Source organism: Pararoseomonas baculiformis, from assembly GCF_017813395.1.
Lineage (GTDB): Bacteria > Pseudomonadota > Alphaproteobacteria > Acetobacterales > Acetobacteraceae > Roseomonas > Roseomonas baculiformis.
The window spans coordinates 11,123-24,891 of record NZ_JAGIZB010000027.1 but is presented as its reverse complement, the minus strand read 5'-3'; the positions used below and the strand labels follow the sequence as shown (position 1 = coordinate 24,891).

12 protein-coding genes are annotated in these 13,769 nt (G+C 73.4%); 4 read left to right on the top strand and 8 right to left on the bottom strand.

The window, feature by feature from the left end:
* Positions 1–16 precede the first annotated feature (16 nt).
* The 4 genes from J8J14_RS20610 to hemC are packed head-to-tail and all read right to left on the bottom strand — an operon-like array spanning position 17 to position 4,635.
* The gene (locus J8J14_RS20610) at positions 17–1,303 is read right to left on the bottom strand and encodes a heme biosynthesis HemY N-terminal domain-containing protein (protein ID WP_209381440.1); all 1,287 of its coding nucleotides are present in this window, start codon (positions 1,301–1,303) and stop codon (positions 17–19) included.
* A complete protein-coding gene (locus J8J14_RS20605) occupies positions 1,303–2,820 on the bottom strand; it encodes a COG4223 family protein (protein ID WP_209381439.1) in 1,518 nt (505 codons plus the stop codon). Before J8J14_RS20605 ends, J8J14_RS20610 begins: the two co-directional genes overlap by 1 nt.
* A gap of 50 nt (positions 2,821–2,870) precedes the next feature.
* Positions 2,871–3,623 (bottom strand): uroporphyrinogen-III synthase, encoded by a 753-nt coding sequence (locus J8J14_RS20600; RefSeq protein WP_209381438.1) that lies wholly within the window; start codon positions 3,621–3,623, stop codon positions 2,871–2,873.
* Positions 3,616–4,635: a hydroxymethylbilane synthase gene (gene hemC, locus J8J14_RS20595; protein WP_209381437.1), complete on the bottom strand. Its 1,020-nt coding sequence runs from the start codon at positions 4,633–4,635 to the stop codon at positions 3,616–3,618. Before hemC ends, J8J14_RS20600 begins: the two co-directional genes overlap by 8 nt.
* 109 nt (positions 4,636–4,744) lie before the next feature.
* Between hemC and tsaD the strand changes: the two genes are divergently transcribed.
* Genes tsaD through J8J14_RS20580 form a run of 3 tightly spaced genes read left to right on the top strand, consistent with a single transcriptional unit; the run spans position 4,745 to position 7,591 of the window.
* Complete coding sequence (gene tsaD, locus J8J14_RS20590) at positions 4,745–5,773, top strand: tRNA (adenosine(37)-N6)-threonylcarbamoyltransferase complex transferase subunit TsaD (RefSeq protein ID WP_209381436.1); 1,029 nt, start codon at positions 4,745–4,747, stop codon at positions 5,771–5,773.
* Between the two features lie 10 nt (positions 5,774–5,783).
* Positions 5,784–6,608 carry a 23S rRNA (adenine(2030)-N(6))-methyltransferase RlmJ gene (locus J8J14_RS20585; protein ID WP_209381435.1) on the top strand — a complete coding sequence of 275 codons (825 nt, stop codon included), beginning with the start codon at positions 5,784–5,786 and terminating at the stop codon, positions 6,606–6,608.
* Positions 6,605–7,591 (top strand): NAD(P)H-dependent glycerol-3-phosphate dehydrogenase, encoded by a 987-nt coding sequence (locus J8J14_RS20580; RefSeq protein ID WP_209381434.1) that lies wholly within the window; start codon positions 6,605–6,607, stop codon positions 7,589–7,591. Before J8J14_RS20585 ends, J8J14_RS20580 begins: the two co-directional genes overlap by 4 nt.
* Here the strand turns inward: J8J14_RS20580 and J8J14_RS20575 are convergent.
* The 4 genes from J8J14_RS20575 to ccmA are packed head-to-tail and all read right to left on the bottom strand — an operon-like array spanning position 7,536 to position 10,957.
* The gene (locus J8J14_RS20575) at positions 7,536–9,242 is read right to left on the bottom strand and encodes an alginate lyase family protein (RefSeq protein ID WP_209381433.1); all 1,707 of its coding nucleotides are present in this window, start codon (positions 9,240–9,242) and stop codon (positions 7,536–7,538) included. The two genes, J8J14_RS20580 and J8J14_RS20575, sit on opposite strands and share 56 nt — an antisense overlap.
* 32 nt (positions 9,243–9,274) lie before the next feature.
* A complete protein-coding gene (locus tag J8J14_RS20570; protein WP_209381432.1) occupies positions 9,275–9,688 on the bottom strand; it encodes a hypothetical protein in 414 nt (137 codons plus the stop codon).
* 31 nt (positions 9,689–9,719) lie between these two features.
* Entirely contained in the window at positions 9,720–10,370 is a 651-nt protein-coding gene (gene ccmB / locus J8J14_RS20565) for a heme exporter protein CcmB (protein WP_342452502.1), read from the bottom strand.
* Positions 10,367–10,957, bottom strand: a complete 591-nt coding sequence (gene ccmA / locus J8J14_RS25180) for a heme ABC exporter ATP-binding protein CcmA (RefSeq protein WP_342452501.1) — start codon at positions 10,955–10,957, stop codon at positions 10,367–10,369. The genes ccmB and ccmA overlap by 4 nt, the downstream gene beginning before the upstream one ends.
* A gap of 102 nt (positions 10,958–11,059) precedes the next feature.
* On the opposite strand from ccmA, the gene acnA reads away from it, so the two are divergent.
* Positions 11,060–13,765 carry an aconitate hydratase AcnA gene (acnA, locus tag J8J14_RS20560; RefSeq protein ID WP_209381430.1) on the top strand — a complete coding sequence of 902 codons (2,706 nt, stop codon included), beginning with the start codon at positions 11,060–11,062 and terminating at the stop codon, positions 13,763–13,765.
* The last annotated feature ends 4 nt before the right edge of the window (positions 13,766–13,769 follow it).

Here is a 13,769-nt window from a genome sequence, read left to right as displayed (position 1 = left end):
TCCGTGAAGAGAAGTATCAGGTCGTCGCCAGAGCCCCGCCCCTGGTCGGCGCGCTCCCCGTCCATTCGATCCGCCCTGGCGTACCGCATTCCTCGCAGATCGGCTCCCACTTCCGGTGCGTGGTGCCGCAGGAAAGGCATTGCCAACGCGGCTCCGGCGGGGCCGCGGCGGCGGCGCGCAGCCATTTCGCCTCGGCGGAACGGCCGGCGGCGCTGTCGCCCAGCTCGACGGCATCCATGTCCACCATCGCAAGGAAGGCCCGGCGGTCGGCGCCGCCCGAATTCACCAGCGCCTCCAGCTCCGCCCGTGCCCGCCCGGTCAGCCCGGCGGCCAGCGCCGTACGGCCGAGGACGAGGCGGCTCTCCGGATGGGTGCGGTTCTCATGGGTCAGCGTCTCGGCCGCCTTCACCCGCCCCAGCGCGTCCACCTCATCCGCCAGATAGGCTTCGGCGATATCCGGATGCGGCGCCAGCTTCCAGGTGGCCTGCAGCGTGGTCTTGGCCCGGCGGGGGCTGCCCTCGGCCGCCTGCCGCCGCGCCACCGCCAGCGCCGCCGGGGCGAAGCCCGGATCGGCGGCGAGCGCCTGCTTCTCCAGCGCCGAGGCGGTCTCCGGGTCCTGCATGGCCGCCGCCAGGGCCAGCGCCGCGCGGCGATGCCCGGTCAGCTGGTCGGGCGGGGACAGGGCCAGCGCCTCCTTCCAGTCCCGCGTGCGCAGGGCAAGCGCGGCGCGTTCCTCCCGCACCCAGGCGGCGCCGGGCTGGGCGGCCTCGGCCTCCCGCGCCAGGCGTTGCGCGGCCGGCCAGTCCTCCCGCTGCATGGCATCGCGCAGCAGGCCGCGCAGGCCCAGGAACTTGCCGTCCTCGCGCTGGGCCAGCAGCTTGAAGGCCTCGTTGGCGGAATCGTTGCGGCCCGCCATCCGCTCGGCCTCGGCGGTCAGCAGCAGCGTGTGGGGCGTGTCGCCCAGCATGCTGCGGGCGCGGCGGATCTCCAGCCGCGCCTGGTCGGGCGTGCCGGCTGCCAGCGCCACCAGGGCGCGGGTCACGGCCGCATCGCCCTCGCGCCGGTGCCGCTCCTGCCGGCGGGCGCGGATCCGGGCCGGCCAGCCCCGCAGCCACTTCCAGGCGGAGAGGATGCTGTGCAGCACCACGAAGCCGATCACCAGCGCCAGCAGCCCCAGCCAGACCGGGATGCCGATGAAGGTGCTGCCGACGGTGATCTCGACGATCCCGCCCATCTCGCGGAGATAGAGCGCGGCCCAGACGCCCAGGCCGAGGATAATGAGAAGCCGGATGGCGCGGATCATCAGTTGGTCCCCAGGTCGCGCAGCGCCGCGCGGGCCTCGACCAGGTCACGCGCCTGCCCGATCCAGCCCGCCATGGCATTGCGGGAGGGTTCCGGCAGCTGCTCCAGCCGCTCCAGCGCGCCCGGCAGGTCGCCGGCATCGAGCGAGCGCCTCGCCCGCTCCAGCTCTCCGGAAACGGCATCGCCGACCACCACCTGGTCGCCGCGCCGCACCGTCACCAGCCCCTGCAGGCGGGAAAGGGCGGAATCGGTCACCGACTGCCCCTGCGGCTCGGCCGCCAGCCGCGCCGCGCGCGCCGCATCCTCGAATGAAAGGCGCAGCGCCGCCTCCGTGGGCGGGGCCGCGTTGCGATAGCGCGCCAGGGCGACCGGCGGCTCTCCGGAAAGCTGGGAAAGGGCCTGGCCGAGCGGTCGCCCGGCCTCCAGCGAGGTCTGGAGGGCACCGCGGGCCGCCAGCGCGCCCAGGCGCCGCTCCGCCGCCTCGGCCTGGGACAGGCGCTGCTCGAATTGCTGCACGCGCTCGGCCAGCTGCTGCTCCTGGCGCGCCACGCGCTGGTTCATCTCCGTCTCGGCGCGGGAAAGCCGCTCATCCATGGCGCGGGCCGCCGCGTCCATGCGCTGGGTCATGTTCTGGCCGGCGGCCTCCACGCGCTGGTTCAGCGCCGCGTCCAGCGCGGCAAGCCGCGGGCCGAAAGCCTGCTCCGCCGCGGTCACGCGCGCGGCCAGGGCCTGCTCGGCGGCGGTCAGGCGGTTGGCCAGGGTCGCCTCGGCCTGGGCGATGCGGGCCTCGGCGCGGCGCGCCTCCTCCTGCATCCGGTTCTCCAGCCCGTTGGTCCGCTCCTCCAGCCGGCGCAGCGCCTCCTGGGCCGCCCCAAGGCCCGTCCGCGCCTCCGCCAGGGCAGTGCGTGTCTCGGCGAGGCCGGAACGCGCCTCGGCATCGACCATCGGGCGCGCCGCCAGCTCGCGAAGGGAGGCTTCCAGCGCGCCGAGCCGCCGCTCCGACTCCGCGCCCCGCTCGGCCAGCCCCGCGGCGCTCGGCCGCGCCTCCAGTGCCGCGAGGCGCTGGTCCACCGCCGCCACGCGCTCGGCCTGGGCTTGCTGCATCGCCGCCGGTGCCGGCCGCTCGCGCGGGCTGGAAAGAAGGTAGCCGGTGGCCCCCACCAGCACGACCAGACCCGCCGCGATGGGCAGGATCGCCGGATCGAATCGCCGGCCGCGGCCGCCCAGGTTGGCGGGCGGCGCTGGCGCGGCCGGGGCCTCATGCGCGGGCGGGGCCGCGGAGGCGGCCGGCGCATCTGCCTTGCCCGGGCCGACGCCTGCGGGCGCCCCGGCAGCAGGATTCACCTGGTTCGGAGACGGCGGAACCACCGGATCCGGAGCCGCGGAGGCCGCGCTTCCCTCAACCGGCCGCGTCGCCCCGGACTCCGTGCCGGGCTTGCCGCCCTTGGAAGGGGCACCGGACGAAGCGCCGCCCTTGGGGCGGGGCGCATTGGGCGGCGTGCGGGGCGTGTCGCTCATGAGTTGGGCGTCATCCTTCTGGTCAGGCGGGAAGGGCCAGCACGCAAGGCTTAGGGGGCATGGCCGAGCAATGCCAGCAGGGCGTCCTGATCCGGTCTCGGTGCCACGTCCAGCCCCCCCCAGGTGATCGGCGCGGAAAACCCTTCCGGGGAGGTGGACAGCGCCTCTGCCACGCGGGCGCTCAACGCCACCGCGCGGATGCCGGTTGCCGCCGCCGTCAGGCCTGATGCGCGCAGCTGGGCAAGGGTGGAGCGGGCGCTGCGTGGGGAAAGGAACAGGGCGGCGCGCACCTGCCCGGCCCGCAGGGCGTCACGGGCCAACGGGGGCAGCTCCGCCACTTCGGTGGCGGCATAGGTCTCCCGCCGGATCACGGAGAAGCCGCGCCGTTCCAGCTCAGCCGCCAGCTCATCCCCGTAGCCCTGGCCCGTCGCGAGCAGCACCGGCCCTTCCCGCGGATCGAGGCTTGCTGCCGCCAGCACCGCGAGGGAGGCCGCGTCGCCTTCGGCGGCGACCACGCGAGTGAAGCCCGCCCCCTGCGCCGCCGCCGCCGTCCCCGCGCCGACCGCCAGGACCGGGAGGGAGGGAGGGAGGACGCCGCGGAGCGCGGGAAGCGCGGCCGCACTCGGCAGGAGGAGCGCCCGCGCTTCGGGCATGGGCGCCAGGGAAAGCGGCGCGAGGCGCAGGGCCGGGGCCAGCACGGGGCGCCAGCCCAGCGCCGCCACGCGGGCGGCAGTGGCCGCAGCCCCCGGCTCGGGCCGCGTGATCAGGCAGGCCGGGCGCGACGCGCCCCCGCGATCAGCCAAAAATATCGGCCGGGCTGTCCGCCCGCAGGCTCCGGCCAAGCTCCTCGCCCAGCGCCTCGGCGTCCGAGACGCCGCCATGCAGGCTGCGCTTCAGCAGGAAGGACCCGTCCGGCCGGGCCACGAGTCCCGTGAGGTGCAGGCGCCCATCCGGCAGCAGCCGCGCATGGCCGCCGATCGGCGTGCGGCAGGAACCATCCAGCGATGCCAGCAGCGCCCGCTCGGCGCGGGAGACGGCACGGGCCTCGCGGTCCTCGATGCCGGCCAGCAGCTCATGCAGTTCCGTGTCCTCCGCGCGCACGGTCACGCCGACAATGCCCTGCCCCGCCGCCGGCACCATCGCCTCGGGGTCCAGCACCACCATCCCCTCGGGCGAAAGCTCCATCCGCTTCAGCCCGGCCAGGGCCAGCATGGTGGCGTCCGCCTCGCCATCCGCCAGCTTGCGCAGGCGGGTCTGCACATTGCCGCGGATCATGCCCACCTGGATGTCAGGCCGCGCATGGAGGATCTGCGCCTGGCGCCTCAGGCTGGCCGTGCCCAGCCGAACGCCCGCGGGAATGCTGCCGATCGGGTCCGCCGGGTCCAGCGCGCCCATGCCCGGGCCGGGGATCAGCACGTCGCGGCTGTCCTCCCGCTTCATGGTGCAGGCCAGCACCACGCCCGGGGGCATTTCCGTCTCCAGGTCCTTCAGGCTGTGCACGGCGAAGTCGATCCGCCGGTCCAGCAGCGCCTCGTGGATCTCCTTGGCGAAGAGTCCCTTGCCGCCGACATCCGCCAGGCGCCGGTCCTGGATCTTGTCGCCCGAGGTCTGGATCACATGCTCCTCGAAGGCCTGGGCGTTGCGCAGCACCGGGCAGAAATGCAGCACCACGTCGAGGAAGGTCCGGGTCTGCCACAGGGCGAGCGGCGAGCCGCGCGTGCCCACGCGAAGGGGCAGCGAGCGCATGTGGGGACGGACCTTGGAGGCCCCCGCCTGGGGCTGGGCGCCCGGATGGGCGGGCTGGGCAGTCGACATGGCGGCGTCATAGAGCAGATCGGCGAGCGCCGGAAACGCCCGCCGCGCGAATCTCCTCTTCCGGAAAAATGCTCTATTGACGCGCCGCGCAGATGGAAGGGCATGGAACATGGACCCGCGCGGGCCGGTCCTCGGCATCGAGAGCAGTTGCGACGAGACGGCGGCCGCCATCCTGGCGCCCGACGGCACCATCCTGGCGGAGTCCGTCTTCAGCCAGATCGAGGACCACAGGCGCTTCGGCGGCGTGGTGCCGGAACTGGCGGCGCGCGCCCATCTCTCCCACCTGCCCGGCCTGGTGGCCGGGGTGATGGAGCGGGCCAGCCTGACGCCGGGCGAGCTGGGCGGCGTGGCCGCCACCTCCGGCCCCGGGCTGATCGGCGGGCTGATCGTGGGCGCCAGCTACGGCAAGGGCATGGCCATGGCTCATTCCCTGCCTTTCGTGGCGGTGAACCATCTGGAGGCCCATGCCCTCACCCCCCGCCTGCCCGGGCTGCTGCCGGAGGGGGCAAGCTTTCCCTATCTCCTGCTCCTGCTTTCGGGCGGGCATTGCCAATGCGTGGCGGTGGAAGGGCTGGGCCGCTACCGCCGCCTCGGCACCACGCTGGACGATGCGGTGGGCGAGGCTTTCGACAAATCCGCCAAGCTCCTTGGCCTGCCCTGGCCCGGCGGCCCGCATCTGGAGCGGCTGGCGCAGCAGGGCGACGCCGCGAAGGTGCCCCTCCCCCGCCCGCTGCTCGGCCGTGAGGGCTGCGACTTCTCCTTCTCCGGCCTGAAGACCGCCGTGGCCCAGGCCGTGGCGAAGGGCCATGCCCATGCCGATGTCGCCGCGGCCTTCCAGGCTTCGGTGGCGGCGGTGGTGGCGGACCGCGCGCGCCATGCCCTGCGCATGGCGCCGGGCGTCACCGCCCTCGTCGTCTCGGGCGGCGTGGCGGCCAATTCGGCCATCCGCGCCGCCCTCGCCCGCGTGGCGGAAACGGCCGGCCTGCCGCTGGTGGCGCCGCCCATCCGCCTCTGCACGGACAATGCCGTCATGGTCGCCTGGGCCGGGATCGAACGGCTGCGTGCCGGAATGACCAATCCCTGGAACCACGCCCCCCGCCCGCGCTGGCCGCTGGATGAGCTGACACCCCCCGCATGAACTGCCGCCCATGAACTATCGACACGCCTTCCACGCCGCGAATTTCGCGGATTGCATGAAGCACGCCCTGGTCCATGCCCTAGTGGCGGCGCTGCTGCGCAAGCCCACCCCCTTCCGCGTGCTGGATACCCATGCCGGGATCGGCTTCTACAACCTGCAATCCGAGGAAGCCCGGCGCACGGGCGAGTGGCGGGACGGCATCGGCCGGCTGGAGACACTGCAGGACGGCCCGCTGATGCCCTGGCTGGAACTCGTCCGCTCTTTCCCCCGGGGCATCTATCCCGGCAGCCCGGCCCTGGTCCGCGCCATGCTGCGCCCCGGGGATCACCTCGCCCTCTGCGAGCTGCACCCGGAGGACGCCGCCACCCTGCGCGCCGCCTTCCGCGGCGATCCCCAGGTCTCGGTCCACCGGCGCGACGCCTACGAAGCGCTGGCCGCCCTCACCCCCTTCCCCGAGCGCCGCGGCCTGGTGCTGATGGATCCGCCCTTCGAGCAGGAAGGCGAGTTCGACCGCCTGGCCGCGGGCATGGCCGCCCTTGCCCGGCGCTTCCGCCCGGCCATCCAGGCCGCCTGGTACCCGGTGAAGCACCGCGCCCCCGTCCGTGCCTTCCACGACGCCATCGTCGCCTCCGGCCAGCGGGACGTGATCGCCTGCGAGATCTGGCTGCGCGAGCCCACCGATCCCACCCGCCTGAATGGCTGCGGCCTGGCGGTGGCGAACCCGCCTTTCGGCTTCGCCGAAACCGCGCGCGCCCTCCTGGCCGCCCTTCATGCCCGGCTTTACGATGGCGAAAGGGGCGGCGGTTGGGCCGTGACGGAGATCGTGCCGGAATGAGTTCAGGGGGGAAGGTCGCGGTGATCGGCGCCGGGGCCTGGGGCACCGCGCTGGCCATCCAGGCCCTGCGCGCCGGGGGGGACGTCGCCCTCTGGGCCCGGGAGCCCTCCCGCGCCCTTGTGATGCGCGCCATGCGGGTGAATGCCCGCCACCTTCCCGATTCCCCGCTCCCCGACGAGTTGCTGGTCACCGCGGATGCCGAGCAGGCCCTGTGCGGGGCCCGGCTGGCCATCCTTGCCGTGCCCACCCAGTTTCTCGGCGCCGTCCTGGACGACCTGCCGCCACTGCCGCCCTGCATCATCGCTGCGAAGGGGGTGGAGGCGGCCACGCTGCGCTTCCCGCTGGAGATCCTGGCAGAAACCCATCCCGGCCTGCCCGCCGCCATCATCTCCGGCCCGAATTTCGCCCATGAGGTGGCGCAAGGCCTCCCCGCCGCCGCCGTGCTCGCCAGCACTGATCCGGACCTGCGGGCGGAGGCGACGGAGCGGCTCGGCTCTGCCCATCTCCGCCTCTATGCCGGGGCGGATCCGCTGGGCGTGCAGGTGGCGGGGGCGGCGAAGAACGTGGCGGCCATCGCCGCCGGGGCGGCGATCGGGGCCGGGCTGGGCGAGAATGCGCGCGCCGCCATCGTCACCAGGGCCCTGGCCGAGATCGCGCGCCTCGCGGTCGCGCTGGGGGCGCGTGCGGATACGGTGGCCGGGCTTTCCGGCCTGGGCGACCTGATGCTCACCTGCGCCGGCCCGACCAGCCGCAACTTCTCCCTCGGCCTCGCCATCGGGCGGGGGGAGCGCATGGAGGATGTGCTCGCCTCCCGCAACTCGGTCGCCGAAGGCGCGGCCACCGCCCCGGCCCTGCTTGCCCGCGCCGGGAAGGCCGGGGTGGAGATGCCCGTCTGCGCCGCCGTCGCCGCCGTGCTGCAAGACGAGCTTACGGTGCGGGAAGCGGTGGAGCAGCTGATGGGGCGTCCGCAGAAGGCGGAGTAGCGGGCGGCACCGCCACCGGAATGGCAGGCGGTTCCGCTGCCGGTGCCGGGAGCGCCCCTGCGGCGGGAGGCTCGGCCGCGGCGGGCTGAGGCGGAACGGGCGCGCCCCCCGCGGCATCACCGGCCATCGGCGCCGGGTCGGGCTTCCACCACCCCGTCACCGCCCCGCCCAGCCAGGCCGAAACATAGGGGCGGAAGGGTGCCAGCGCCGCATCCAGCGCGGGGTCGGGCATGACCACGAGGGAAATCTCCAGCCCGGCCGCGCGGGACAGCGGCTGCTCCTCCGGGCCGAGGAAGGGATCCGCCTGCGGAACCCCCGCCAGGGCCTGCATCCGCTCCGGCTCCCGCGCGGCGGCGGCCGAGAAATCGCGGAGACGCCGATAGGCCGCGCGCTCCTCCTCGCTCAGCGTGATCCCGTTCACCGCCGCCAGCCGCTCCAGCGCCGCCACGGCATCCAGGGCAAAGAGGTGGTAGTGCAGCGCCATGGCTCCCCGGCGCAGTTCCTGCGGCAGCGCCCCGCGCTCATCAACCTGGACGAGCTGGTTTCGCAGCCGCTCCACGCCCCAATCCAGCAGCGCGCGGTCCCCCGCGGCCACGCCCGCCGCGGCCACCGCCAACCCGGCCCAGGCGGCCTGGTTGTTCCGCACATCGCTGATCAGGGCCTCGGAGGGGCGGTCATGGCGCGGCCGCACCTGCCGTGCCACAGCGGCCAGCCATTCGGAGACACGCCGCAGCCGCGGCGGCTCCAGCCCCGGCGCTTCCCGCAGCGCCAGGAAGCTCAGCGAGGCACCCGCCAGCGCCCAGGCCCGGTGATAGTTGCCCTGGAGGTTGACGGCACCGAGCAGCGCGTCGTTCCGCGCCCAGTGATCCATCGCGGCAAGAGCACAGGCCGCGGCGCCCGCCTCTCCCTTCCGATGGCGGGCAAGGGCGCCTTGCACCTGGGCCAGCCACTCCCGCAGCGGCTTCGCCGCTTCGAGGTCCATGGCCAGCCGCCTGGCATCAGGGCGCGAGAAGGCCGGATCCAGGTAATATCCGAAGCCCTCCAGGTTCCGCAGCGGGCGGAGCCGCTCCTCGCAGCGTGCCGCCTCGCCCGAAGCGGCGGGCGCGGGCAGGAAGGGTCCGGCCAGGGGGCGCCGCTCGCGCCGTTCCTCCGGCAGGGCGGATTGCGCCGCCAGCAGCCCCGAGGCCGCTGCGGCAGCGGGCACGGGCGCCGGCGTGGCCCGCGGCACGGGCCGGGCTGCCGGCCTCTCGGTGGGTCGCGCCGGGGCGCGCTCCCGGGCTGCCGGACGGGCAAGGCGAGGCGCCGTGCCGCCGGAGCGTGCCGCGGAATCCGGGCGCTTGGCCGGCCGTTGAGGTGCCGCGCGGCTTGCCCGGTCCTGGCTGCCAGGGCGCCGGGCGCCGGATGGCTGCTCCCGGGAGGGCTGGGCACCAGGACGCCCGGCAGTGGCGCGCGGTCTGGCGGAAGGCTGTTCGGCGGGCCCCGGCCGCAGGGCTGATCGCCGCGGCGCGGCGGGCGCGGGCCGGGCTGCCGGGCGCTGCGCGGCCTCGGGCTGGCTCCGCGCGGCGCCACGGGATGGCGCCGGCTGCGCCAGGACGGGGCTGGCAAAAAGGCAGAGCAGCAGCGCGGCAAGCTGGGCACGGGGCAGTCGCATGCCCCCATTCTGCACCGGCAGCCCTCTGGCCGTCAGGTCTCCGGGAAAAGCGGCAGCCCCCCGGCTTCCGCATGCCGCCGCCTGGCCCGCGCAGCCTCGGCGGCACGGAGGCGCAGAAGCTCGTCCAGCAGCCGGTCCATGGTCTGCCAGAGCGGCTCGTTTCCCTGCCGCTCCTTCATCACCAGCGCATGGGCGGCGAGCGTCACGTTCAGCGTGCCCCGCGTGGTCTCCGGCCGCGGCATCCGCATCTGGACGAGGGCTTTCTCCACCTCCTCCAGCGGCGCGCCGATGGTCTCGGCGATGAAGGCAGGCTCATGCCCGGCGCGGCGCAGCCGCCGTGCCTCGTCCCGCTGCCGCGGCGGCAGGGCGATGGCCGGGCGCAACGCGACCGTCCGGCGCGACATCTCGCCCGAGCCGGAGCCGGGCGGCTTTCCCTTGAAGGCCATACCTATTGAACGCCGCAAAACCGGGTTTGATTCAACCCTCCCGAAGCGCCGCCCCGGCCGCGAGGGGCGCCAGGGGCAGTGCCCCGGCCAGGAAGGCCCCGAGCAGGAGCAGGAAAGGCCGGGCTTCCCCGCCTCCCGCCGCCGCCTCGATGGCCCCGGCGGCGAAGATCACCACCGGCACGGCCAGGGGCAGCACCAGCAGCGGCAGCAGCACGCCCCCGCGGCGCGCACCCAGGGTGAGCGCCGCCCCAAGCGTGCCCAGAAGGGACAGGATGGCGGAGCCCAGCGCCAGGGCCAGGATGGCCACCCCCCAGCCCTCCACCGGCAAGGCCAGCAGGGCGGCGGAAACCGGCGTGGCCAGCAGCAGGGGAAGGCCGGTCACCGTCCAGTGCGCGGCGGCCTTCGCGGCGGCCAGCAGGGCGGGCGGCAGGCCGGTGGTGAGCAGCAGGTCCAGCGAACCGTCCTCCGCCTCCCCGGCGAAGAGCCGGTCCAGCGGAAGCAGCGCGGCCAGCAGCGCCGCCGTCACCAGCGCCCCCGGCGCCAGCCGGGCCAGCGCATCCGGCGAAGGCCCCACGCCGAAGGGAAACAGCGCGCAGACGATGATGAAGAACAGCACCGCCGCCAGCGCTTCGGCCGGGTGGCGCAGCGCCAGGCGGATCTCCCGCAGGAACACGGCGATCACAGCCCCAGCTCCCGCGCGCCCGGCAGGGGCAGCGGCAGATGCGTGGCCGCCAGCACGATCCCGCCCCGGGCACGGTGACCCGCCAGCAGGGCGCCGAGCCGGCCGACCGAGACCGAGTCGAGGCCGAGGGTCGGTTCGTCCAGCAGCCAGAGCGGCGCGTCCCCCAGCGCCAGCCGCGCCAGGGCCAGGCGGCGGCGCTGCCCGGCCGAAAGGGTGCGGCATGGCAGCCCCGCGAGGGCGGAGAGCCCCAGTGCCGCCAGCGCCGCATCCGGATCGCCGCCGCGCAGCCGCGCCCAGAAGCCGAGATCCTCGCGCGGGGTCAGGGCCGGCTTGATCGCGTCCTGGTGGCCCAGATAGCGCGTGCGGGCCCCATGCGCGGCCGCATCCAGCGCCACGTCCTCGCCATCCCAGGCCACGCGCCCGGCGGCGGGGCGCAGCAGCCCGGCCAGAACCCGGAGCAGGGTGGATTTCCCCGCCCCGTTGGGGCCGAGAAGAAGCAGCGCCTCGCCCGGCGCGGCCTGCAGGGAGAGCCCCGCGAAGACCACCCGCCCGCCGCGCCGCGCGGCCAAATCCTCTGCCGCCAGCACGCGTTTCAAGACCTCCGGAGGACGGCCCGGCCCCTGGACCGGAAACCCCCGCCATGCTTCAAGCTGGCCTGAATTTCAAGAACGCGCGGGGAATTGCGACGCATGAGCAAGTACGGCCAGGATACCCTGAAGTCCAAGCGCAGCCTCTCGGTCGACGGGAAGACCTACCACTACTTCTCCATCCCCGAGGCAGCGAAGGCGCTGGGCGTCGATGTCGCCCGCCTGCCGAACAGCCTGAAGGTGCTGCTCGAGCACATCCTGCGCTTCGAGAACGGCCGCTCTTACAAGGTGGATGACGCTAAGGCGATCGCCGGCTGGCTGGAGAAGGGCCAGTCCGAAAAGGAGGTGCCGTTCCGCCCCGCGCGCATCCTGATGCAGGACTTCACCGGCGTCCCCGCCGTGGTGGACCTGGCCGCGATGCGCGACGGCATGCTGAAGCTGGGCGGCGACCCGCAGAAGGTGAACCCGCTGGTCCCCGTGGACCTCGTGATCGACCACTCCGTGATGGTGGATGTCTCCGGCACGCCGGATGCCATGCAGAAGAACGTGGAGTTCGAGTACCAGCGCAACGGCGAGCGCTATGAGTTCCTTCGCTGGGGCCAGGGCGCCTTCAACAACTTCCGCGTTGTGCCCCCCGGCACCGGCATCTGCCACCAGGTGAACCTGGAATACCTGGCGCAGGTCGTCTGGACCGACACCGATGCCGGCGACGTCTATGCCTATCCGGATAGCTGCTACGGTACGGACAGCCACACCACCATGGTGAACGGCCTGGGCGTGCTCGGCTGGGGCGTGGGCGGGATCGAGGCCGAGGCCGCCATGCTCGGCCAGCCCATCGCCATGCTCATCCCGGACGTGATCGGCTTCAAGCTGGTGGGCAAGCTGAAGGAAGGCGTGACCGCGACCGACCTCGTGCTGACCGTCACCCAGATGCTCCGCAAGAAGGGCGTGGTCGGCAAGTTCGTCGAGTTCTACGGCGCCGGCCTCACCAACCTGCCCGTGGCGGACCGCGCCACCATCGGCAACATGGCCCCGGAATACGGCGCCACCTGCGGCTTCTTCCCGGTGGACGAGGCCACCCTCGGCTATCTCCGCCTCTCCGGCCGCGACGAGCACCGCATCAACCTGGTGCGCGAGATCTCCAAGGCCCAGGGCATGTGGCGCGACGACACGACGCCCGACCCGGTCTTCACCGACACGCTGGAGCTCGACCTCTCCACCGTCGTCCCCTCCATGGCCGGCCCGAAGCGCCCGCAGGACAAGGTGGTGCTGACCGACATCGCCACCTCCTTCGCCAAGGAGCTGCCGAACCTCGCCGTTCCCGGCGCGCCGCCGCTCGGCTCGCGCGTGCCGGTGGAGGGCGCCAACCATGACCTCGGCCATGGCGACGTGGTGATCGCCGCCATCACCTCCTGCACCAACACCTCCAACCCCTATGTGCTCGTGGCTGCCGGCCTCGTGGCGCGCAAGGCGCGGGCCAAGGGCCTGACGCCGAAGCCCTGGGTGAAGACCTCCCTCGCCCCCGGGTCGCAGGTGGTGACGGACTACCTGAACGCCTCCGGCCTGCAGGCGGACCTGGACGCGCTGGGCTTCCAGACCGTCGGCTATGGCTGCACCACCTGCATCGGCAATTCCGGCCCGCTGCCGGACGCCATCGTGGACGCGATCGAGAACGAGAAGCTGGTCGCCGCCTCGGTGCTCTCGGGCAACCGCAACTTCGAGGGCCGCGTGCACCCGAATGTGCGCGCCAACTACCTCGCCTCCCCGCCGCTGGTGGTCGCCTACTCCCTGGCCGGCACCATCACCAAGGACATTACGACCGAGCCGCTGGGCACGGGCAGCGATGGCCAGCCCGTCTACCTGAAGGACGTGTGGCCGGCGCAGGAGGAGATCAACGCGGTCGTCCACGAGGTGCTGACGCGCCAGATGTTCCAGTCCCGCTACGCCGATGTCTTCAAGGGCGACGAGCACTGGCAGGGCATCAACATCGAGGCCGGCACGGACACCTATCGCTGGAACTCCGGCTCCACCTATGTCCAGAACCCGCCCTATTTCGAGGAGATCTCGCCCGAGCCCGCGCCGGTCGGCTCGGTGCATGGCGCGCGCATCCTGGCGGAGCTGGGCGACAGCATCACGACCGACCACATCTCCCCGGCCGGCTCGATCAAGAAGGCCTCGCCCGCCGGCGAGTACCTGCTGGAGCACCAGGTCCGGCAGAACGACTTCAACTCCTATGGCGCCCGCCGCGGGAACCATGAGGTCATGATGCGCGGCACCTTCGCCAATATCCGCATCAAGAACGAGCTGGTTCCGGGCATCGAGGGTGGCATCACCAAGCACTTCCCCTCGGGGGATGTGATGCCGATCTATGACGCGGCCATGAAGTACAAGGCCGAGGGCGTGCCGCTGGTGATCTTCGGCGGCAAGGAATACGGCACCGGCTCCTCCCGCGACTGGGCGGCGAAGGGCACGATGCTGCTGGGCGTGAAGGCCGTGATCGCCGAGAGCTTCGAGCGCATCCACCGTTCGAACCTTGTGGGCATGGGCGTGCTGCCGCTGGTCTTCAAGCCGGGCGAGGACCGCAACACCCTCAACCTCAAGGGCGACGAGACCGTGGACATCCTCGGGCTTGAGAACCTGAAGCCCCGCATGCTGCTCGACATCGTCATCCACCGCGCGGACGGCACCGAGACCCGCACCCAGGTCCAGTGCCGCGTCGATACGGCGGACGAGGTCGAGTACTACAAGCAGGGCGGCATCCTTCACTACGTGCTGCGCTCCATGGCCGGGGTGTCGGTCGCGGCCTGATCCG